Raw genomic sequence first — 22,940 nt, 5'->3', positions numbered from 1 at the left:
CTTTATTTAAGGTGTTTTGTTATTTATTGGGAAAATAAATATTTTAGAGTTTCGCTTTAATTCGGCGATTGAATCTACGCTTCACCAAAGATGATTAAAATCACAATTTTTGCAATCATTGATTTTCATTTTTGGTGGTTGATTGTGTCATCAGTTAGTAGGACTATGCATTAATAGACTGAATAGTTATTCTATAAATACGTGTAGTGAAAATATAATAACCTTTAATAATCAATACCTTCCTTTAGGAACGTAGCTTTGCCTACCTAATTAGAAGTAGTTGACTGGTAGGCCGAATAGACAAAGACGAAGATACAGAAATGAAAAAGACCACAGCAATGTTCGTTGAACAAGCACGGGCTTTTCATAACGGAAAATACGGTTATGAAAATTTCGTGTATACCAACGCCAAAGCCAAAAGCCTGATAACATGCCCAATACATGGCGACTTTGAACAGCGAGCTGATGCTCACCTCGCGGGCAGAGGTTGCCCTAAATGTTCAGGCAAAGAAAAACAAACAATCAAAGAGTTTGTGATAAAAGCCAAAGCAGTACATAAAGACAAATACGATTACAGTAAATTTGTCTATCGTGGTTCACTTGAGAAAAGTACCATTATTTGTCCACACCATGGTGAATTTGAACAGCGCCCTAATTCGCATTTAGCGGGCAAAGGCTGTCCAAGTTGCTCGCGTTCTACGCCTTTAACGCAAGCGCAGTTCATTGAGCGTGCTTACGCTATTCATCATGGCAAATATCATTATGATCGCTTCGTCTATGCAGGAGCATTAACAAAAGCGACCATTACTTGCCCATTGCACGGTCCTTTTGAGCAGCGGCCCGATACACACTTACGTGGCGCTGGCTGTCCTGCCTGTGCAAAAAACAATCGTACAAAAACCACGTCAGATTTCATTAGCCAAGCACTACGATTACATAATAAACGTTATAGCTACGAGAATTTCGTGTATGTAAACGCGAGAACAAAGGGGAAAGTGACCTGTGCGCTACACGGTACATTCGAACAGCTTCCCTTTAATCACTTGGCAGGTAACGGTTGCCCCCAATGTGCTGCGCAAAGTCGCCCTAGCTTCACTGGTAGTCGGTTACAGCCATTCTTCTTGTGGTTGCTAAAACCTTTATTGACCCACACGCCCCACTTTCACACTTTATTCTTGCATCACCCTGTATTTCATCACGCTTTAGTCAGGTTGATTTAGACCACGCACAAAAAAGCCGACTTAATGTCGGCTTTTTAATGTCTATCTACTTACTGTGAGTAACACCCTGCAATTCATGCAGAACGTATTCGGTAAGTTATAGTCCTAGCGGTGCTAAGTTGATGTACTTAGACAAATCACGCTTTTTAATACTCGGCATGTATGGGATTTCGCCTAGTTTAGGTGCGCCTAGGTTCTCTTCCATCATACGAATGATTTCTGCGTAATTCTCTGTACCCGGGTTAATACGGTTAGCTACCCAACCAACAAGCTCTAAGCCGTCGTTACGGATTGCTTCTGCCGTTAGAATTGCATGGCTCATACAACCAAGCTTCACGCCAATAACCAAAATAACAGGTAACTTCTCTTGCTTTACCCAGCTAGAAAGATAATCGGTACGTGAAACAGGGACACGCCAACCACCTGCACCTTCAACTAATACCGCTTCAGACTTCGCTTTTAGGGCTTCGAGGCCAGCAGAAATCACTGGGAATTCAATCACACGGTTTTCTTGCTCTGCTGCTAAGTGTGGTGACACCGCCGCTTCAAAAGCATAAGGGTTAACTTCGTCGTACTCAAGCTCAACAACAGAGGCTTCTTGAATGTACAACGCATCAGAATTACGCATGCCTTCATCTGTTTTTTTACTGTCTGACGCTACTGGCTTGTAGCCTGCCATCTTAATATTCGCGCTAGCCGCAGCTTGTAGAATTGCGCGCGTGGCAACCGTTTTACCGACTTCGGTATCGGTCCCTGTTACAAAGAAAGCGTTAGTCATTAATTATTACTCCAAAACAGACTTGATAGGTTGCTGGCAGTTGGCCTTTCTCATCTCTAAACTCATCGTAAGCGCGTTCTAAAGCCTGAATTGTCCTGCGACTAGCTAAGCCTGCTTTGCGCTCTCGCTGCAGATGCGTCGCCCCTATCCCTTTCAGGTCTTTCATGAGTTCAACTGCCGTATTGTATTTCACTGTAATCGGAAGGAATTCTAGGGTATCGATTTCCCCACCCGCTTGCGCCAGCGCAAGTTTTACCGCCTTTTGCGAAAGAAAGTGGTTCACATGTTGATATTGATCAACCTGCTGCCACGCATAACGAAGCTCATACAATGAATTTTCTGCCAATGTAGTGAATAAAATACAACCGCCGGGTTTGACCACACGTCGTAGCTCTTTTAAAGGTATTGATAAATCTGAGCACCACTGTAACGCCAAAGAGGTATATGCAACATCAAATCTACTATCGGGAAAAGGTAGGTTTTCTGCGTCCCCCTGTTGATAAGTAATTTGGTTACCACAACGCTGTTTAGCCTGTTCAAGCATTTGTAACGACAGATCTGTCGCACAAACATCAAAGCCACGATTGGCGAGTTGCTCTGAGAAATACCCAGTGCCACACCCAATATCGAGTAATTTACTCCCCACAGGCATTAATGTAGGGAGTCTTTCTATGAGTTGATGGCCGACGAGTCGCTGAAAAGCGGCGGATTTATCATAATTCGCAGCCGCTTTACCAAAGGCCGCCGCGATAGCCTCTTTATCAGCATACTGATTGTGTTCTAACTGGCTGGCTGACTCTGGGGAATTAATAGCTAGCACCGCTTTTGCAACATCAGTCATACATCACCTCATTGATTGTTGTTGCTAGGTATTTAACATCTTCGGTGCTATGGCTAGCCGTTAATGTAATGCGTAATCTCGCGCTGTTCAGCGGTACTGTTGGTGGGCGAATTGCACTTACCCAACACCCTCTTTGATTCAACGCTTGAGAAAGCTGCATTGCTTTTTCACTGCTACCGACAAGCAAAGGTTTAATTGGCGACTGGGTATTATTAAAAGCGATAGCATCATCAAGCACATGTTCAAATTCTGCGCTTAATTGCGCCAGTTTTTCGCGTCGCCATTCATCTTGTTGAATGAGTTCACATGCGGTTAAAAGTGCATAAGCTTGCGCGGGAGGCATAGCTGTTGAATAGATAAAATGGCGCGCAAACTGTACAAAGTACTCAGCCGTTTGTTCATTGCATAATACCGCTGCACCTTGTAAACCAAAGGCTTTACCGAAAGTAACAATAAGGATGTCGGCTTTAATGTTGGCAAAATCGCAGCTTCCGCGGCCTCTCTCTCCCAATACACCACAACCGTGTGCATCATCCACCATTAGCCATGAGGAAGACGACTGCGTTGCTTTTGATATATCAGATAGGGGAGCAAGATCGCCATCCATACTGAATACACCTTCCGTTACCACCAAAGATGCTTGATCTGCTTGTTGAGTGAGTAACTGACGTAAATGCGCGACGTCATTGTGCTTAAAACGCTTCATATTGGCAGGCGATAACATGCCCGCTTCTATTAGTGATGCATGGTTAAGTTTATCTTGCAGCAAGCTATGGGTTTTATTTAGCAAGGTAAACAGCACAGCTTGATTAGCACCAAAGCCACTGTTAAACAGTAACGCTCTGTCATAACCTAACCATTGTGCGAGCTGTTGTTCTAATTGCTGATGGGGTTTATTAAAGCCAGTGACAAGTGGCGATGCCCCACTACCCGCACCATAACGTTGCAACCCTTGTTGCCACGCTTGCAATATACGCGGCTCTTGCGCTAAACCAAGGTAATCGTTTGATGAAAAGTTCAGTAACGTTTTTCCTTGGTGATTCACCTGCTGCGCTGCACGTTCAAGGCACACACGCTGGCGGTATAAGCCCTGTTGTTGGCGCCCTGCCAGCGCTTGTGTGATGTGTTCGTTAAACAGTTGCATCGTAAAACAAATCATCTTTACTTGGACGCGAAGCCACACGCTCTGCCACACGATCAAGCAATTCATGCTCTTGGATTTGATCCGGTTTTGCTGCTTGCTCTTGGCTGTTAATACCTAATTTTGCAAACAACTGCATGTCTTTGTCTTCACCTGGGTTCGGCGTAGTAAGCAGTTTACAACCATAAAAAACCGAGTTAGCACCCGCCATAAAGCACAGCGTTTGCATTTGCTCATTCATGTCTTCACGCCCAGCTGAAAGGCGAACTGCAGATTCAGGCATAATGATACGTGCAACAGCGACAATACGAACAAAGTCGAATGGATCTACGTCATCCACGTTTTCAAGCGGTGTCCCCTTCACTTTCACCAACATGTTAATTGGTACACTTTCAGGGTGAGTCGGTAAGTTCGCTAGTTCAACTAGCAGTGCAGCACGGTCTCGTGAGCTTTCACCCATGCCAATGATGCCGCCCGAACAGATTTTCATACCTGAATCACGCACATGACCAAGTGTATCTAAACGATCTTGGTAAGTACGGGTAGTAATAATGCTGCCGTAATATTCAGGTGATGTATCAAGATTATGGTTGTAGTAATCCAAACCCGCATCAGCCAACACATTGGCTTGATCGCCCGTGATCATGCCCAGTGTCATACAGGTTTCTAACCCCATATCCTTTACCCCACGGATCATATCCAACAGGTAAGGCATATCGCGCTCTTTCGGGTTTTTCCACGCTGCCCCCATACAGAAGCGAGTAGCACCAGACACTTTTGCTTTATTTGCAGCCTCAAGTACTTGTTCTACTTCCAGCAAGCGTTCACGCTCTACATCAGTGCGGTAGTGTGCACTCTGCGGGCAGTATTTACAGTCTTCAGGGCAAGCACCTGTTTTGATCGACAGCAAGGTACTAACCTGAACTTTATTTGGTTCGTGATATTGGCGGTGTATCTGCTGCGCTTCAAACACTAGATCCATAAATGGCTTATCAAATAAAGCTTGAACTTCCGCGACGGTCCAGTCGTGTCTTACTTCCACGTGTATAACCCCTTTCTTTAGCAATTGGGTACGATTTTTTACGTACCATTTTGCACAATCGACATGCTTAACTGCTTGTTATTATTCTGATACCAGCTCTAGTGACTGACATAACAAACGCGCCAGTAAATCTATTTCTATGAATAATTTTACTTACTGTAATGCTTGGCTAGTCTACGTAGACTTAGTAGACTGTCAACTAACAACAAACACCAAGGTTTACATCTGTGCAAGAATTAACCAATAAAATAGATTTAGAATTTGATCAACAGCACATCTGGCACCCCTACACCTCCACGCTAAACCCTCTTCCTTGTTACCCTGTCACAGGTGCAAATGGTGTTTATCTGGAATTAGAGGATGGTAGGCAGATTATTGATGGGATGTCTTCGTGGTGGTCAACCATACATGGCTATAACCATTCGGTTCTGAATGGCGCTGCAAAAGCACAAATTGATAAAATGTCGCATGTGATGTTTGGCGGGATCACCCACCAGCCAGCAGTAGATCTGTGCCAAAAGTTAGTTGCGATGACACCAGCGCCACTTCAGCATGTTTTTCTTGCGGATTCCGGGTCTGTTGCCGTTGAAGTCGCCCTAAAAATGGCACTGCAATATTGGCACACCAAACAAGAACGTCGCCCTAAATTTCTGACGGTACGTCATGGCTACCATGGGGATACTTTTGCTGCAATGTCAGTAACAGATCCTGATAACTCGATGCACAGTTTGTATAAAGGTTTCTTGCCTGAGCACATTTTTGCCGACTCTCCAGAATGTGGTTTCTTCGATGAATGGTGCGAAGATGATATTTCTGATTTTCGTGATCAAATTACCGCACATCAGACTGAACTAGCTGCAGTAATCCTTGAACCTATCGTGCAAGGTGCTGGCGGTATGCGCCTTTACCACCCAACGTTCCTCAAACGTGTCCGCGAACTGTGTGATAAGTTTGGCATACTCTTAATCGCTGATGAAATCGCAACAGGGTTTGGACGTACAGGGAAATTATTCGCTTGTGAACATGCAAACATCAGCCCAGATATTATGTGTGTGGGCAAAGCGTTGACAGGTGGATACATGACGCTATCGGCTACTTTGGCAACTAAGCATGTTGCTGATACTGTATGTGGCGGGGATGCGGGCTGTTTCATGCATGGGCCCACTTTTATGGGTAACCCATTAGCCTGTGCAGTTGCCGACGCCAGTTTATCAATACTGCAAGAAGGCAAATGGCAACAACAGGTATTGGCAATAGAAAAACAACTTGCGGTTGAATTAACAGAAATTAGCCAACTAGGTGCCGTGAAAGCTGTACGCTGGCTTGGCGCAATTGGTGTGGTTGAATTGCATCAAGCTGTCGATATGGCCAGTATTCAGCAAGCATTTGTAGATGCTGGTGTCTGGATTCGCCCATTCGGGAAACTTGTGTACATCATGCCACCTTTTATTATTACGCCAGAGCAACTTAGTAAACTCACTTCTGCTATTTTTACTGTGCTTTCTGCATCAGAATAACGCCATTATCGAAAAGCAGACAAATTCCTACATTTGTCTGCTTATACTAAACCCAAAGCTACACAATGATCGTTAAATAATAATAATTCGTACTAGAACGTATATGCGTTCTCTTTGAGTACCAGTGATTCAATCTAGCCCTATAAAGCACACGGATAGGTCAATAATAACTTGCTAGGTAAATGACTGTTCTCGCGATATATGCCGCTACCTATTGGCAGGCATTATTAACGTCAGTAAGGGTTATATGATGCAGTTACCCCTATTCCCCCTTAAGCTATACCTACTACCTGGTGGGATAAGCACGCTTCGAATATTTGAACCTAGGTATGTCCGATTAGTCAAAATGGCGATGGCATCTAATGAAGGTTTTGGCCTTTGCATGCAAACCGATGACAACCTTTGTCACTTTGGTTCACGCGTTGTTATTACCGATTTTGATCAAATGCCCGATGGCTTCTTGGGTATCACTGTACGTGCTATCGATAAATTTGTGATCAATCAGCATTGGACAGAAGATGATGGTTTGATCATGGCAACGACGTCAATTATCCCCAATTGGACTCCCACCGAAATAAAATATATCGACCGTGATTTATCTAGTGGGCTTCAAATGCTATTTGAAGAATACCCTGAACATGCAGCGCATTATCCTCACCCAGATTTTGAAGATATGGCATGGGTATGTCAGCGTTGGCTCGAGATTTTGCCTATAGGTACAGAGCAAAAGCAATGGTTTATGAGTCGCAGCGATCACAAGGCTGCATTGTCCTTTCTACACTCAGTTATAGACGAAGAATTAAAAAGATAAGTGATCCATTCCTAATTCCGCTACGTAAATCTCAATACATGTTCGTGGAAGTGTTTCTTAACAGAGGCATTATTGAGATTATGTCATTAACAAATTACTATCATACTCAATCTAATCGACCTCAACCTCGGGCTAGAGTTTCAATGGATGAATTGAGTATTGAGAAACAAAAAGAACTGCTTGCCAATATCGCGTTGCACCGTGATAAGTCTTCGTTCGCTGTTATTTTTTCCCATTTCAGCCCAAAAGTTCGTATCTACGGATTGAAGTACTTAAAGCAAGAAGCGGTTGCAATGGAGCTTGTCCAAGAAACAATGATGAAAGTGTGGCGCAAAGCCCATCTTTTTGATGGCTCGAAAGGAGCCGCATCAACATGGATTTACACCATCATGCGTAATCTTTGTTTTGACATGCTCCGTAAACAGCAATCAAGCAGAGAAGATAATTACAGTGACGATTTATGGCCTATTTTTGAAGAGCGGCTCGCAAGCCACACAGATGAACAAGCCAATGCAACCTTGAGTGACGAGTTGCTGGTTTACATAGAGACCTTGCCCGAAGCACAGCAAGTAGTGGTGAAGGAGATTTATTTAAACCAACGATCTCATCAAGATGTCGCCGACCAGTTAGGCGTTCCTGTGGGAACAATTAAGTCACGATTGCGTCTTGGGTTACAAAAGTTACGAGGGCAATTGGAGAATAGCGATGATTAAACATCACCCGCATGCAGCGTTAATGCAAGACTACGTGGAAGGTAAGCTACCGCTATCACTTTCAATTGCGGTCTCTGCTCATATTGAGCTATGCCCATGCTGCCAACAGCAAGCCGATAAACTTACCACGCAAACAGCCATGCGCTCTTGGCGTGACGCCGAAACACCGACGGAGCCGAAAAGTACTGTAGCATCTGCCGAAGCTGAATTTGATCTGCAAGCCAACTTTGATGCGATGTTCGCTGACATTGTAGAAAATGAAACCGCAGAACCACTCGTACATACCCCAGTTGAAGTTACGACCGTGGAATGTAAAGGCTCGCGCTACCCACTACCACGTGCGCTTCGTAGTTTCGATGGTTTAAATTGGCATGGATTAGGTAAAATTACTCGTGCCCGTTTACCACTTGAAGAACAAGAAGTACGCGCAAGCCTGCTTCATATTGATAAAGAAGGCACAATTCCAGCACATACGCACAAAGGCTACGAATTAACATTACTATTGGCAGGCGAATTCAGTGATGAGAATGGTGTATATCACGCTGGCGATTTTATTTGGCTAGATGCCTCTAACCATCACACCCCTGAAACCAAAGAAGGGTGTCTATGCTATACAGTGGCAAATGCCCCGCTGCACTTTACTCAAGGTGTTAGCCAACTGCTAAATGGAATAGGTAAAGTCATTTACTAAGCTAAATCGATTCAACCTAATTAGGCTTGCCCAAAAACACCGAGTGATCACTACTCGGTGTTTTTTGCATTGTCGGCTCCCTCTGCTTGTGCTCCCTGTTCTTACCATCCCCCCCACGCATTTTCACCTTGTAATAAAAGTTCAAAACCACATAAAAACGCCCTAAATGTAGTTTTATTACACCACTTATTTTCAGCTAAAATTGAACTTCACGCAGAAAAGCACGATTTCGCTAAATCCACACTCTTAATGCCGCTATTTCATTAGGTCATTCATACAAAATCATTGTTTCCAATAGTGCTCCAATTGACTTTTATTAGATTTACCCCAGCAAACATAAGCCATTGATTTAAAACAAAGCAAAGTGAATATTGGAATTTAACATTTCATTACCAATCACACATTGGTGATTTGTCTGATGAAATCACTAAATAAAAAGCATAGCGAACTGTATTTTCATACTTACAATATTCTTCCCACGACGTCGTAGAAATCGAAACACCAAGAAAAATTCACGAAAGTTACAACATTAATAATTACAAAATCGACTACCGCTTTAGTGCACACAACACTCGGCATGGATAGTCACGATAGAGTGGAATACAGCATGTTAAACCTTGTTATTTCGGTAGTCCCTATCTTGCTACTGATATGGATGATGACCAAAAAGAATGCATTGCCATCGCACATCGCGTTACCGGTGACGGCATTATTAATTGGTGCCCTACAACTTTTTTACTTTGGTTCAGATGTCACCTTACTTAGCGCCAATATTGTCGCAGGGATGTTATCTGCCATTACCCCAATTTCTATTATTGCGGGCGCCATTTTATTAAACCGAACAATCGCCCTTTCAGGCGCTGAAGATGTTATTCGCCAATGGCTAGAAACCATCAGCCGCAACCAAGTTGCACAGCTAATGATTATTGGTTGGGCATTTGCTTTTATGATTGAAGGTGCATCAGGTTTTGGTACACCCGCGGCCATCGCTGCACCTATCCTAGTTGGTTTAGGCTTTAATCCACTTAAAGTCGCAATGTTAGCGCTGGTGATGAACTCTGTTCCCGTTTCTTTCGGTGCCGTTGGGACGCCAACATGGTTTGGCTTCGGCAATTTAGGGCTAAGCGACAGTGATCTACTTGAAGTCGGTCGTAATTCAGCACTAATGCATGCTATTGCTGCCTTTGTCATTCCTGTATTGGCATTGCGCTTTGTGGTTAGCTGGCAGCAAATTCGTCGCAATATGCTGTTTATCCAATTGAGCATTCTTGCTTGTACTGTGCCTTATATCCTATTTGCACAATGGAACTACGAGTTCCCATCCCTGATTGGTGGTGCTATTGGTTTAGCGGTATCAATTGTTCTTGCCCGTTACAAGGTGGGGTTAGAAGAGCCTGAAGCCGATACACAACATAAGACAACACACATTCCGTTTGGTCAGATTGTAAAAGCAATGAGCCCAACTTTGATGTTAATCGTCATCTTAATTGTTACCCGTATTCAGCAATTAGGCATTAAAGGCATGCTAACCGATGCAACGCCAATGCTTAACTTGAACTTAGGTTTCTTGGGTGATTTGTCTATTAGCCAAGCGCTAATCATCAAACTGAGTAATATTCTAGGTACTGAAACCGCATGGGCTTACAAAACATTGTACGTGCCTGCATTAATCCCTTTCTTCTTAGTTGTGCTGATTTCAATCCCAGTGTTCAAGCTACCAAAGGCTGTGGTTAAGCAAGTCTTTAGCGAAACAGCTAGCCGTATCAAGATGCCGTTTATCGCATTAGTGGGCGCATTGATTATGGTGAAGTTCATGATGATGGGTGGCGATAATTCGCCAATCATGACAACAGGACGCGCGTTCTCTGATTTAACAGGTACAAACTGGCAGTTCTTTGCTTCTTACCTTGGTGCACTAGGGGCATTTTTCTCTGGCTCTGCCACGGTATCGAACCTGACTTTCGGTGGTATCCAACAAACCATCGCCCACACCGTTGGCTTACCCGACACGACTATTTTAGCCCTACAGTCTGTTGGTGGCTCTATGGGTAACATGGTGTGCATTAACAATATTATTGCGGTATCTACAATCTTAGGGATAGCGAATAAAGAAGGTTACATCATTAAGCGTACCGTTATACCTATGGTGCTTTATGGTGCAATTGTTGCGGTAGTGAGTGTGTTTATTTAATAAAGACTCGCTACAAGCGCAGCATTCGGAGCGATTAGGAACCAATCCGTACCCATAATAATAAGAAGAAACATCAGTAACACAATTAGAGACACACAATAAACGGCCTCGCATCAGGGGCCGACTTTTAGTCCATCTCGATACGTTCTTATACTTGTATAGATAGGTCAGTATCGAGATGGGTATAAACAGACAACGCTAAGCGTTGCCAGAATCACTATACGGTAGCAATGCTGCCAACTGGAGCAATGTATGAAGGTTAACTTCTTTGTCACCTGTCTATGCGACACGGTAAAAGCTGAAGTAGCTAAAAAAACAGTCCTGTTACTCGAACAACTTGGCTGCGATGTTATTTTCCCTGAGCAACAAGGTTGCTGTGGTCAACCTTCCCTCAATAGTGGCTATATCGACAGCAGTAAACCTGCAATGAAAAACCTTATTCGCGCATTTGAGTGTAATGATTTACCGATTGTGACCCCTGCAGGCTCATGCGCAGCATCGGTAAAACGTTATCCAGAATATCTGGCTGATGAACCAGAATGGGCGGAGCGTGCGCAGAAAGTTGCGGATCGTCTGTTTGAATTAACCCAATTTGTCGTAAATACCTTAGGTGTTGAGAACGTTGGCGCCCGTCTTGAAGGACGTGGTGTATATCACCCGTCGTGTAGCTTAATCCGTAAATTGAACGTTCGTGAAGAACCACTCAAGCTGCTCGCGAATGTCGAGGGTTTAGAGTTGCTACCGATTGAGAACCAAGAAACCTGTTGTGGGTTTGGCGGAACCTTCTCTGTGAAAATGGCCGAAATTTCAGGTGAGATGGTCAAAGAAAAGGTCCATCACATCTCAGCGGTAGAACCTGATTTTCTTATCGGCGCAGATGTTAGCTGCCTAATCAACATTGGTGGCCGTCTTAACCGTGAAGGTAAACCCGTTAAAGTAATGCACATTGTTGATGTGCTGATGAGCCGCTAAGGAGATCACACATGTCGATGAAAACCAGCAATGTAAAATTTAAAGATCGTATTAAAGTCCAAATGAAAGATGACTTTATGCGTAAATCTGTCGCCAACGCCCAAACCCGTATGTACGCCAACCGCCAAAAAGCGGCAGACAAACTTGGCAACTGGGAAGAATGGCGCGAAATGGGGATGGATATTCGTAACCATGTTCTAGAGAACTTGGATTACTACCTGCATCAACTGAGCGAAAGTGTCGAAAAAAATGGCGGTCAGGTCTTTTTTGCCCACACCGCAGAAGAAGCCACTAGCTATGTAGAAAGCATTATTCAGGCAAAAAATGCCAAAAAAGTCGTTAAGTCTAAATCCATGGTGACGGAAGAAATTAACCTCAACCACGTAATTGAACGTAACGGCTGTGAAGTAGTAGAAACCGATTTAGGCGAATATATTCTTCAAGTCGATGACTGCGATCCCCCATCGCACATCGTTGTGCCAGCCCTGCACAAAAACCGCTACCAGATCCGTGATATTTTCCAAGAGAAAATTGGTTATCAAGGCAGTGAAGACCCTGAAGAATTAACCCGCTACGTGCGTGATTACATTCGCCACGATTTTCTTGAAGCAGACATTGGTATTACTGGCTGTAACTTCGCCGTGGCAGATTCCGGCACAGTTACACTCGTCACTAATGAAGGTAATGCTCGTCTTGCGACTAGCTTACCCAAAACACATATCGCGGTAATGGGGATGGAGCGTATTGTTCCTACCTTTGAAGAGCTGGATATTGTTATCAGCCTCTTGTGCCGCAGTGCTGTTGGCTTGCCATTAACTGGCTATGTCACCGCACTAACAGGTCCGCGCGAAGATGATCAAACTGACGGCCCTGAAGAATTCCATTTAGTGATCGTTGATAACGGTCGCTCTGATATATTAGGATCAGAATTCCGCGACATTCTACGCTGTGTTCGTTGCGCGGCTTGTGTTAATACTTGCCCAGCTTACCGCCATATTGGTGGTCAATCTTACGGCTCTATCTATTCTGGCCCAATTGGTGCTGTTTTGTCACCGCTACTGGGTGGCTACGATGATTTCAAAGATCTGCCTTATGCCTGTAGTTTGTGTAAGGCCTGCCATGATGTATGCCCAGTAAAAATTCCACTTTCAGACCTGCTACTGAAACACCGACAGAAAATGGGTGAACAGAAAGTCACACCATTGGGCGAACGTGCATCTGTTGGTGTTTTCAATTTCATTAATGCTCGACCAATTCTATGGGATACCACCGTACGCGTGGGTGCCACAATGGCCAGCGGCCTAATTCGAAATGGTAAGTTACCCGTAAATATGGGTGCGATTAGTGAGTGGACTGAAGCGCGCGATTTACCTACGCCAGACGGTCAATCTTTCCGTAGCTGGTTCAAAAACCGTAATTAACGAGGAGTGGCAATCATGAGTCAAATTCATAATCGCGACAGTTTCTTAGATAACATTGCAGAAAAACTAGGCCGCCCTCGCCAAATCGAAGCGGTTGAGCGACCAGCACTGAAATACACCTGCCACCAAGAAGTGATGGCAGATTACAGCCTAGATGAACTAAAAGCGGCACTAGTTGATTACACGCACACCGCATTAGGTGCGCATGCTGTTGAAACAACACAAGCTGATCTTACCCAAACATTGGCGGCGGTATGTGAAAAATACTGTGAAGATGAAACACAAGATGCAGACGCCCCAGCGAAAGTGGAAGAAACGGTAATTTCAGCTGACCCGCGTTTATTAAACTTAATCGACGTAGAGCAGCTAAAGACTGACACTCACCATGTCCACGTCTGGAACCCAGAACTCGGTTACGCACCTAACATTGAAGTGGCTGAACGCGCAAAGGTAGGCGTGGTATTTGCCGAACAAGCCTTAGCTGAGTCTGGCACTATGGTGCTTTACAGCAACCCAGCACAAGGCCGTGCAATCAGCCTACTACCTGAAGCATCCGTGTTTGTTGTACCTAAAAGTACTTTGGTGGCACGCTTAACCCAAGCAACCGCCAAACTACACGAGAAAGCGCAAAAAGGTGAACGTATGCCATCCTGCGTTAACTTCATCTCTGGTCCTAGTTCAACAGCAGATATCGAGTTAATCAAAGTGGTTGGTGTTCACGGCCCTATTTATGCGACTTATGTGATTATCGACGACCTATAAGTCAAATCAATAGTTAAAAAGAGTCAAGGCTATGCTTCAATTGGAGCATGGCCTTTTTAGCTTTATACTACTTTCCTATATACCTGATTTATCACTATCACCATTAACGAGTTCTTTTATGCCTCAAATCGACGATTTAGTGTTATTTACCCAAGTGATCGAGCATGGCTCTTTTAGCAAGGTCGCGGAAATAAACAAAATAACTAAATCGGTCGTCAGTAAGCGCATCAGTAAGTTAGAAAATGAGCTTGGTGTACAACTGATTTACCGCACAACACGAAAGTTGACGCTGACAGAACCCGGTTCCGTGCTGTTCCATCGTGCCAAAGAAATCAATCAAGTGGCACAATCCGCCTTTGATGCCGTCACTGGCTATAGCGAAGCACTATCAGGTAATATTCGAGTTTCTGTTCCCACCATTTCAGGCGAACTTCTACTGGCTGAAGCCTTGTCCGATTTTTGCCAAAATCACCCAGGTTTAACTGTCGAAATGTCGATGGATAATCACTTCGTTGACTTAGTATCAGACAACTTTGACCTTGTTATTCGTACTGGCTACTTAGAAGATTCCAGCCTCATTGCTCGCCATATCTTCAACTCTCGTTGGATGATTTGTGCCTCGCCAAATTATATTGCGCAATTTGGCTTACCTGAAACCCCCAAAGGTTTGCTGCACCACAATTGCTTGGGTTATACCCAGCAAAGTACCGGGCCCTTTGATTGGTTATTCATCCGTAACAATAACGAAAATTACACTTTAAAAGTTGCAGGTAATTTTGCCTCAGATAATGCAGCAGCATTGAAAAAGGCGGCACTCAAGGGTAACGGGATTGCCTACCTACCCACTTGTTTAATTTATGATGAATTACAACGCGGTGAGCTGATTGAAGTCCTGCCAAAACACTCGGGAAAAGTAGTTGGTATTTACGCAGTTTATCCTTATACCAAAAAACCATCTAAACGAATTCAGGCCTTAATTGAGCATATTCGTGAGCGCTATATGGGGATTAAAGAGCGCTTTTAATGCCATGATTACGAGCTAACCTCCACTGTCGATCTGAATCATGACTGCATCAGGTCGCCAGTACTCAAACTCGCAATCAATAAGCTCGCCGTCTTGCTTGTAGTTTACCCGGCATATTTTCATTACAGGCTGGCCTTCGGCTAAGTTAAGTGCTTTGGCGACATGAGCAGGTGCTGCGGTTGGAATCACGTCAAAGCGTGAACGTTGTGTTTCATAACCGTATTTTTCTCGATAAAGTCGCGTCAATGACAGTGTCAGATCCTCTGCCAATATATGGGGAAACAATACGGCTTTTAAGCAATTTTCAACAAATAATACAGCTCTCCCATCAATATACCTCAAGCGTTCAATAACATGGATTTGCACCATTTCCTGAAGATCGAGTGCTTTAGCATAGTCACCTGCCGCCACTTCGGTGCGAATATTCAGCAAGCGGGTTTCAGCACTCCTATGCTGTTCACTGATCATATGATGAAAGTGACTTCGTGAAAGCGGGTTATAGCAGATTCGATCGGGTGATACATACCAGCCACGCCGCTCCTCGCGATAAATAAGCCCTTCGGTTTCTAACGACACTAATACATCTTTAATAGTGATACGCGTTGTTGCAAACAGTTCACTTAGCTCTCTTTCAGAAGGCAGTTTCTGTCTTTGGCTGATCAAGCGTGACTGTATTTGCTGGCGAAGACTCGTTTTTATTTTTCCTAGCTGTGTATTTGCGTGTGTACCCATCTCTGATCTAGTCCAACAACCATAATTGATGAACAAGATAAGTCAGCTAAATAACAGTTTAATGACAATATCTTTCACTGCTCCCTATTGGATTATTGAAATATTCGCGACATATAACCGCATTAAAACTGTAAAAAAACTCCATTAAAAGCGTCATATTCCTTCCCTACCATACAAGTCGAACTTACTGACCTAGTCCAGAAGGATGGAGACAATGAATACTTTGCTTAGCCGTTCAACCGCACTTTCTGCAACCCTAATTGCAACCAGTTTTTCCGCATCGGTAACAGCGAAAGACGCAAGCCTAGACACACTTATTCAAGCAGCCCAAAAAGAAGGCGCTGTGTACAGCGTAGGGATGCCAGACAGTTGGGCTAACTGGAAAGGAACTTGGGCTGATCTACAAGCCAACTACGGTTTGAAACACCAAGATACCGATATGAGTTCGGCGCAAGAAATTGCAAAATTTGAAGCTGAGAAAAAAAGTGCAACTGCAGATATCGGCGATATCGGTTTTGCCTTCGCTCGTGTAGCAGTTAAAAAAGGCGTGACACAAGCATACAAGCCAACAACATGGGATAGCATTCCTGATTGGGCCAAAGACGAAGACGGTCATTGGGCGCTGGCTTACACTGGCACGATTTCTTTTATTACCAACAACAACCAAGTAAAGAATGCACCGAAAAGCTGGGATGATTTACTAAACGGTGATTACAAGGTCACTGTTGGCAATGTCGGTGTTGCAGCCCAAGCAAACAATGCCATTTTAGCCGCCGCGTTTGCCAAAGGTGGTGACGAATCGAACCTTAAACCTGCGCTTAAATTCTTCTCTAAGCTAGCAAAACAAGGCCGTTTATCTTTCACTGATCCTAACATGGCTAACCTTGAAAAAGGCGAAGTTGAAGTAGCTGTAATGTGGGACTTTAACGCCCTAAATTACCGCGACAAAATCGATCGTGACCGCTTCACTGTCACTATTCCGCAAGATGGTTCGGTCATTTCAGGCTACACCACCATCATCAACAAGTACGCTCAAAACCCTAACGCAGCAAAACTAGCGCGTGAATATATCTTTAGCGACCAAGGTCAAATTAACCTTGCTGAAGGTTATGCTCGCCCTATTCGTAGCAATGTCACCCTGCCTAAATCAGTCCAAGATAAGCTGTTATCAAACGACCTTTACACCAATGTACAACCAGTCACTGACTTTAAAGCATGGGAAAAATCAGCACGTAAGCTGCCACGTCAATGGCAAGAAAGTGTTCTTATTCACCAGCAGTAATCGTTAAGACTCACTTGAAATAACGACGCGTTCCAAAGACTGATACAGAGATTATTACGATGAAAAACAAGGTCATTTTAGTTGTGCTTGATGGCCTCAATTACCAAGTAGCCCGTGATTGTATGGGCTACTTAAATGGTCTAATTGAGCAGCAACGAGCAACCTTATACCCAATACAATGCGAGCTACCGTCGATGTCTCGCCCACTGTACGAATGTATTTTAACGGGTATTCGTCCTGTCGAAAGCGGCATAGTGAACAACGACATTGCACGTTTATCGCATAACGATTCCATTTTCAGTTTGGCGAAATCTCAGGGCAAAGTCACAGCGGCAGCGGCATACCATTGGGTAAGTGAGCTGTATAACCGAGCGCCTTACAATGCCGTGCGTGATCGCATTACCCATGACGAAACCATGAATATTCAACATGGCTGTTTCTATCACTGGGATCACTACCCAGATGAGGCGTTGTTTTTAGATGCCGAGTATTTACGCCGTACTTATAACCCAGATTTTTTGTTGATCCACCCGATGAACATTGACGATATCGGCCATAAGTTTGGTTTAGATTCACGACAGTATCGCAACAGTGCCCGTGGTGCAGACATTTACTTATCTAACTATATCGAGCAGTGGCTAGCGGATGGTTATCAAGTGATCGTCACCAGTGATCACGGCATGAACAACGATTTATCACACGGTGGTATTTTGCCAGAAGAGCGTGAAGTGCCCTTCTTTGTGATTGGTGACAAGTTCACCCACCAGCAAGACATCACTAAAACTGTAAAACAAACAGAGATCTGCGGCTTGGTTTGCCAACTGATGAACCTTGACCACAACAAACCTTATACTCAGGAATTGTTAGCCCTATGAGTAGCTCGACTCTGACGCAGGCATCCCCTGCGTCTTCTTCACGTATTAAAAGTCGATTAAGCAAATTAAAGCCCGCGCTTTGGCTGGCGCCTTTTGCGGTGTTCTTCTACCTTTTTCAGCTCGCCCCTATGATCTGGGTGCTAGTAAACAGCTTCATTTACGACGATGAATTTGCACTTGATAACTATAGCGAGATCTTTGATTCTGCTTTCATGATGCAAGCGTTCAGCAACAGTTTATGGTTATCCATATGGTCGAGCATTATTGGCCTCGCCATCGCAACACTGCTGGTTTCATCGCTGCGCCGCGTGGATTCTAAAATCCGCGATGGTGTCGTCGCTTTCACTAACATGAGCAGTAACTTTTCTGGCGTACCTCTCGCCTTTGCCTTCATCATTATTTTAGGTACCAACGGCGCTATCACTCTGCTGCTAAGACAGTACGGCTTATTAGGCGATTTTGATTTATATGGCAAATGGGGCTTATTGGTTCTGTATATCTACTTTCAGATTCCACTGGCAGTGTTACTGCTCTACCCAGCTTTTGATGCCCTAAACGATGATTGGCAAGCGGCAGCTGCACTGTTAGGTGCAAAAACCTGGCATTACTGGCTAAAGATTGCCTTACCTGTTCTGTCACCAGCCCTGTTTGGCACCTTGATTATTTTGATTGCCAACGCCATTGGCGCGTATGCCAGTGTGTTCGCTCTGACATCAGGCAACTACAACATCATTACCGTTCGTATTGCGAGCTTGGTATCAGGGGATTTATTCCTTGAGCCTAACCTAGCGGCCGCTATCTCGGTCATCCTTATGGCAATGCTGGCTTTCATCACTGTTGTTAACCAGTGGCTTATCGCTAAAAGCTACGCAGGGAAGAAAAACTAATGCAAAACCTGAATACAGCTTTCCACAAAACCGTGGTGTACTCGATTGTCAGCATCATGCTTATTCCCATATTAGCGACGTTTGTCTATTCAATCTCTTCGCGCTGGGGAGCAACGGTATTACCCGATGGTTTTACCTTTGATTGGTATATTAACTTACTGACTGATAGCCGTTTTCTTGATGCCTTTGGCCGCTCGCTGTTTATCTGTATTGCAGCACTAACGCTAAGCGTAATCTTGATTCTTCCCACGATTTTTGTGGTGTTCTATTACTTCCCTAAGCTTCACAAAGTCATGAATATGCTGATTTTGTTACCTTTCGCAGTGCCGCCTGTGGTGTCGTCTGTTGGTTTGCTTCAGCTATATGCCGACAGTGAAATTGCACTCATCGGCACGCCTTGGATTTTGATTGGCACCTATTTCACCATTGCGTTGCCGTTTATGTACCGCGCCATTGCCAATAGCTTCGATGCTATCAACCTGCAAGATTTGATGGATGCCGCCCACCTGCTGGGGGCAAGCACATCGAAAGCCTTCTTACTGATTATTTTACCGAACTTGAAAAAAGGCTTAATGGCATCGCTGTTCTTGTCTTTCTCTTTCTTACTGGGCGAGTTTGTCTTCGCCAATATTTTGGTCGGCACCCGCTACGAAACCCTGCAAATGTATTTATACAACATGCGTAATACCAGTGGTCACTTTACGTCTGCGCTGGTGATGACCTACTTCCTATTTATTTTTGTACTGACTTGGCTGGCAAGTCGTTTCAGCCGAGGAGCGAACTCATGAGTTATGTAACTGCGAAAAACCTAACCAAACGTTTTGGTGATAACACTATCTTTGAAAATGTTGACTTCACCATAGAAAAAGGGGAATTCATCACCTTACTCGGCCCGAGTGGTTGTGGTAAATCGACACTTTTACGTAGCCTGACAGGGTTAGACCCTCTCAATGGTGGCGAGATTTGGGTTAACGGTGAGAACATCACTCAACAAACCCCACAGCAACGCGGCATTGGCATGGTATTTCAATCGTACGCGCTTTTTCCCAATATGACGGTCGAAGAAAACATCGCATTTGGCCTTAAAATGAAAAAGATGGCGAGTAGCGATATCCAACGTGAAGTCGCTAAAGTTATTGGCTTAGTTGAGCTTGGTGGCCGTGAAAAGCGCTACCCTCATCAGCTTTCAGGCGGTCAACGCCAGCGGGTGGCATTGGCACGTGCTCTGGTTGTTAAGCCACGTATTCTGTTATTGGATGAGCCGCTGTCAGCGCTGGATGCTAAGATCCGCAAGCATTTGCGCCAACAGATCCGCGACATTCAAAAAGAGATGGATCTTACGACTATCTTTGTAACCCATGATCAAGAAGAAGCCATGATCATGTCGGATCGGATCTTCTTAATGGACAAAGGGAAAATCGTGCAAGCAGGATCACCTGAAGAGATCTACACCCAACCCGCCAACGAGTTTGTAGCTGGATTCATGGGTCACTACAACTTGGTTAATGCCGACAAAGCCAAACAACTCTTTGATATCGAGACAAGCTGGAAAGTGGCTATCCGACCTGAATCTATCTACGTGAAAGAGGCTGGCCGCCAATACGGTGATCATATATCTGCACCACAAACAGGCACCATTAAAAACCACCAACTATTGGGTAACGTCATTCGATACCAAGTGGATGTCGATGATTGTGAGCTAACCGTTGATTTACTCAACCGTTCATCAGAAAGATTGCTCGCAGCTGGCAGTCAATTAGAGCTATTGTTTAACCTTAACGAAATTCAACCTGTGAGCGCGTAGCATGTCGACCCCTTTGTATGTTTTTGATATGGATGAAACCCTGATCAACGCCGATTGCGCGATGATCTGGAATGAATTTTTAGTTGAGAAAGGTATTGTGGCTGATGCAGGCTTTATCGCAGAAGATCAGCGATTAATGGGCTTATACGCTGAAGGGAAGTTAGATATGGAGGATTACCTCAACTTCTCGATGGCTCCCCTTGCCGACATGCCTAAAGCAGACGTTGATGCGCTAGTAGCAGAGTGTGTGGAGTCACATATTTTAGCCCTGCAGTTTAATCAGTCTAAAACACTGATAGCACAATTGAAGCGTGACAATATCGATATGGTGATCATCTCAGCCTCAGTGACATTCCTAGTGCAAGCCGTTGGTCGTCGCTTAGGAATTCCCGTCGCGCTCGGTATCGATTTAGTCGAATCTAACAATCACTACACCAGCCAGATATTAGGCGTGCCGAGTTATCGTGAAGGCAAAGTGATTCGTCTTAACCAGTGGCTCGCAGCACAAGACAAAGACTACAGCGAAGTGCATTTTTTTACTGATTCAATCAACGATCTGGCTTTGTGTGAACACGCTGACTTTGCTTATTTGGTTAACCCTTGCCCAAAACTCAAAGCTCATGCCGATCAACCAAACTGGACGATATTAAGCTGGGATTAATTGCAACAGCTTAATACCAATCTAACTAAGTAACTGATCGTTCTTGCTGGTTAAAATCAATGATAACTGCGTTATAGATTTTGTAGATAGAACAACTAGCTATCTACAATCTACGCCTTGTTTTCAGTGCTTTTTCCTGCGCAATCACCTGAACATTTACTTACCCAGATTGGTATAACTAGAAACCGTAAATTAGACACATTAAAAAAGCAGCCACTCGGCTGCTTTTTTATTTCAAGTTAGTTTATAGCTCGGGTTCAACTGCTAGACCTAGCAAACGAAGCTTTCATCCTTCGTTGATCAACTTCATCAATAAGTGACCATCGTAAAGCGCCTGTTTTACCAAAGCTGCACCTGGCATAGTTGCTTGAGTGTAAAAACAGCTTTCATCAATCTCTAAATCTTTATTGTAAACCGGCAATGATTGCGTACGGATACATTCCATAATGGCAGGATAAAGAATTTTCTTGGCATGATTTAACTCGCCACCAATCAAGATCTTCTCTGGATTAAACAAGTTGACCATGATCGCAATAGCTTGCCCAAGGTGATGACCTAATTCGATAATCACTTGGCGTGCTAAAGTGTCATTGTCTAATGCCGCATCACAGATACTTTCAATCGTCACCTTACGACCATGAAGTGAAGACGGGTGACCTTCTCGTAACCGTGTTTCAACTTGTTCAAGTATCGCAGGCAGACTAGCAACCGTTTCAAGGCAACCATGGTTACCGCAGAAGCATCGCTTACCATAAGGTTTGATTTGAATATGACCCAATTCACCTACGTTACCAATACGACCTTGTAGCACGGTGTTATCAAGCACTATACCCGCACCCACACCATGATGAACCGACACCAAGATTGAATTAGCAACACCACGTGAATTACCAAACAACTTTTCCGCTAATGTCCACGAACGCGTGTCGTTGCCAATAAAGACAGGTAACCCAGTTTCTTCATGAAGTGCAGGCCCCAAGGCCAAGTTCTCAACATTATAATGCGGCATTTGCACTACCACACCATCATGTGCGTTCACGACACCCGGTAACGACACTGCAATCGCCGTGATACGATCAACTTCATTAACATGATTAGCAAAAAAGGTATTGATCTCTTCCAGCAGCTTACTAAGCACATCATCTTGTTCAAGTTCATCAATATTCTGGCGTTCTTCCACCAAAATATCGCCGCCTAACTCGTGCAAGGCGATGGTTAAGTAACCTCGCCCCAAGCGCAATGACATGAATTGCCAGCCTTCATTGGCGGGCACTAAGCCAATCGCAGGGCGACCACGACTTGTTGATTCCTGATACGGGGTTTCTTTGATAAGATGCGCATCAATTAATTCACGGGTTATTTTGGTAATACTGGCTGGTGCTAACTGACTTCGCTTTGATAATTCGATGCGAGAGATAGGCCCAAACTGGTCAATGAGTTTATAGACGCTGCCGGCATTGTTTCGTTTTATATGATCGATATGTCCAGGCTGAGCGACATACATTGCCAATACTCCTGATAAGAAAAAAACGTACAGGTGAATTTTTTTACTTTGCGAAGTAATTGTGAAGTTCA

Annotated in this window: 22 protein-coding genes; 16 read left to right on the top strand and 6 right to left on the bottom strand. The window is 44.2% G+C overall.

The window, feature by feature from the left end; all coding sequences use genetic code 11:
• Positions 1–320 precede the first annotated feature (320 nt).
• Positions 321–1,220, top strand: coding sequence for a hypothetical protein (locus OCU87_RS06750; RefSeq protein WP_206422891.1), 900 nt, complete (start codon positions 321–323; stop codon positions 1,218–1,220).
• A 97-nt stretch (positions 1,221–1,317) separates the two neighbouring features.
• Here OCU87_RS06750 and bioD read toward each other — a convergent pair whose 3' ends face one another.
• Genes bioD through bioB form a run of 4 tightly spaced genes read right to left on the bottom strand, consistent with a single transcriptional unit; the run spans position 1,318 to position 5,022 of the window.
• Positions 1,318–1,998, bottom strand: coding sequence for a dethiobiotin synthase (gene bioD / locus OCU87_RS06745; RefSeq protein WP_261858067.1), 681 nt, complete (start codon positions 1,996–1,998; stop codon positions 1,318–1,320).
• The gene (gene bioC / locus OCU87_RS06740) at positions 1,991–2,839 is read right to left on the bottom strand and encodes a malonyl-ACP O-methyltransferase BioC (RefSeq protein WP_261858066.1); all 849 of its coding nucleotides are present in this window, start codon (positions 2,837–2,839) and stop codon (positions 1,991–1,993) included. The genes bioD and bioC overlap by 8 nt, the downstream gene beginning before the upstream one ends.
• On the bottom strand, positions 2,832–3,983 hold the full coding sequence (gene bioF / locus OCU87_RS06735; protein ID WP_261858065.1) for an 8-amino-7-oxononanoate synthase: 1,152 nt from the start codon (positions 3,981–3,983) through the stop codon (positions 2,832–2,834). The genes bioC and bioF overlap by 8 nt, the downstream gene beginning before the upstream one ends.
• Entirely contained in the window at positions 3,970–5,022 is a 1,053-nt protein-coding gene (gene bioB, locus OCU87_RS06730; protein WP_062688818.1) for a biotin synthase BioB, read from the bottom strand. The genes bioF and bioB overlap by 14 nt, the downstream gene beginning before the upstream one ends.
• Positions 5,023–5,249: 227 nt before the next feature.
• On the opposite strand from bioB, the gene bioA reads away from it, so the two are divergent.
• The 9 genes from bioA to OCU87_RS06685 all read left to right on the top strand — a co-directional run bounded on the left by bioA (position 5,250) and on the right by OCU87_RS06685 (position 15,124).
• The gene (gene bioA / locus OCU87_RS06725; RefSeq protein WP_261858064.1) at positions 5,250–6,539 is read left to right on the top strand and encodes an adenosylmethionine--8-amino-7-oxononanoate transaminase; all 1,290 of its coding nucleotides are present in this window, start codon (positions 5,250–5,252) and stop codon (positions 6,537–6,539) included.
• A 247-nt stretch (positions 6,540–6,786) separates the two neighbouring features.
• Entirely contained in the window at positions 6,787–7,350 is a 564-nt protein-coding gene (locus OCU87_RS06720; protein ID WP_315972481.1) for an LON peptidase substrate-binding domain-containing protein, read from the top strand.
• 143 nt (positions 7,351–7,493) lie between these two features.
• The gene (locus tag OCU87_RS06715; protein ID WP_083540834.1) at positions 7,494–8,063 is read left to right on the top strand and encodes a sigma-70 family RNA polymerase sigma factor; all 570 of its coding nucleotides are present in this window, start codon (positions 7,494–7,496) and stop codon (positions 8,061–8,063) included.
• Entirely contained in the window at positions 8,056–8,754 is a 699-nt protein-coding gene (locus OCU87_RS06710; protein WP_062688811.1) for a ChrR family anti-sigma-E factor, read from the top strand. The genes OCU87_RS06715 and OCU87_RS06710 overlap by 8 nt, the downstream gene beginning before the upstream one ends.
• A gap of 607 nt (positions 8,755–9,361) precedes the next feature.
• The gene (locus OCU87_RS06705; protein ID WP_261858063.1) at positions 9,362–10,945 is read left to right on the top strand and encodes an L-lactate permease; all 1,584 of its coding nucleotides are present in this window, start codon (positions 9,362–9,364) and stop codon (positions 10,943–10,945) included.
• Positions 10,946–11,197: 252 nt separating this feature from the next.
• Entirely contained in the window at positions 11,198–11,917 is a 720-nt protein-coding gene (locus OCU87_RS06700) for a (Fe-S)-binding protein (protein ID WP_062688807.1), read from the top strand.
• A gap of 11 nt (positions 11,918–11,928) precedes the next feature.
• On the top strand, positions 11,929–13,338 hold the full coding sequence (locus tag OCU87_RS06695) for a LutB/LldF family L-lactate oxidation iron-sulfur protein (RefSeq protein ID WP_261858062.1): 1,410 nt from the start codon (positions 11,929–11,931) through the stop codon (positions 13,336–13,338).
• Positions 13,339–13,353: 15 nt separating this feature from the next.
• Positions 13,354–14,100: a LutC/YkgG family protein gene (locus OCU87_RS06690; RefSeq protein WP_094956206.1), complete on the top strand. Its 747-nt coding sequence runs from the start codon at positions 13,354–13,356 to the stop codon at positions 14,098–14,100.
• A gap of 118 nt (positions 14,101–14,218) precedes the next feature.
• A complete protein-coding gene (locus OCU87_RS06685; RefSeq protein ID WP_062688869.1) occupies positions 14,219–15,124 on the top strand; it encodes a LysR family transcriptional regulator in 906 nt (301 codons plus the stop codon).
• Positions 15,125–15,139: 15 nt separating this feature from the next.
• On the opposite strand, the gene OCU87_RS06680 is transcribed toward OCU87_RS06685, so the two are convergent.
• The gene (locus OCU87_RS06680) at positions 15,140–15,856 is read right to left on the bottom strand and encodes a UTRA domain-containing protein (RefSeq protein WP_261858061.1); all 717 of its coding nucleotides are present in this window, start codon (positions 15,854–15,856) and stop codon (positions 15,140–15,142) included.
• Positions 15,857–16,070: 214 nt separating this feature from the next.
• Between OCU87_RS06680 and OCU87_RS06675 the strand changes: the two genes are divergently transcribed.
• The 6 genes from OCU87_RS06675 to OCU87_RS06650 are packed head-to-tail and all read left to right on the top strand — an operon-like array spanning position 16,071 to position 21,365.
• Positions 16,071–17,138 carry an ABC transporter substrate-binding protein gene (locus OCU87_RS06675; protein WP_261858060.1) on the top strand — a complete coding sequence of 356 codons (1,068 nt, stop codon included), beginning with the start codon at positions 16,071–16,073 and terminating at the stop codon, positions 17,136–17,138.
• Between the two features lie 59 nt (positions 17,139–17,197).
• On the top strand, positions 17,198–18,013 hold the full coding sequence (locus tag OCU87_RS06670) for an alkaline phosphatase family protein (protein WP_261858059.1): 816 nt from the start codon (positions 17,198–17,200) through the stop codon (positions 18,011–18,013).
• A complete protein-coding gene (locus OCU87_RS06665; RefSeq protein ID WP_261858058.1) occupies positions 18,010–18,900 on the top strand; it encodes an ABC transporter permease in 891 nt (296 codons plus the stop codon). Before OCU87_RS06670 ends, OCU87_RS06665 begins: the two co-directional genes overlap by 4 nt.
• Complete coding sequence (locus tag OCU87_RS06660) at positions 18,900–19,688, top strand: ABC transporter permease (RefSeq protein WP_094956210.1); 789 nt, start codon at positions 18,900–18,902, stop codon at positions 19,686–19,688. The genes OCU87_RS06665 and OCU87_RS06660 overlap by 1 nt, the downstream gene beginning before the upstream one ends.
• Complete coding sequence (locus tag OCU87_RS06655) at positions 19,685–20,704, top strand: ABC transporter ATP-binding protein (protein WP_261858057.1); 1,020 nt, start codon at positions 19,685–19,687, stop codon at positions 20,702–20,704. Before OCU87_RS06660 ends, OCU87_RS06655 begins: the two co-directional genes overlap by 4 nt.
• Before the next feature lies 1 nt (position 20,705).
• The gene (locus OCU87_RS06650; RefSeq protein ID WP_261858056.1) at positions 20,706–21,365 is read left to right on the top strand and encodes an HAD family hydrolase; all 660 of its coding nucleotides are present in this window, start codon (positions 20,706–20,708) and stop codon (positions 21,363–21,365) included.
• Positions 21,366–21,651: 286 nt separating this feature from the next.
• Here the strand turns inward: OCU87_RS06650 and mlc are convergent, their stop codons facing one another.
• The gene (mlc, locus tag OCU87_RS06645; RefSeq protein WP_062688795.1) at positions 21,652–22,869 is read right to left on the bottom strand and encodes a sugar metabolism global transcriptional regulator Mlc; all 1,218 of its coding nucleotides are present in this window, start codon (positions 22,867–22,869) and stop codon (positions 21,652–21,654) included.
• Positions 22,870–22,940 lie beyond the last annotated feature (71 nt).

Source organism: Photobacterium sanguinicancri (assembly GCF_024346675.1).
GTDB classification, from domain to species: Bacteria; Pseudomonadota; Gammaproteobacteria; order Enterobacterales; family Vibrionaceae; genus Photobacterium; species Photobacterium sanguinicancri.
The sequence above is the reverse complement of the archived record's forward strand: the minus strand, read 5'-3'. Positions and strand labels throughout refer to the sequence as shown.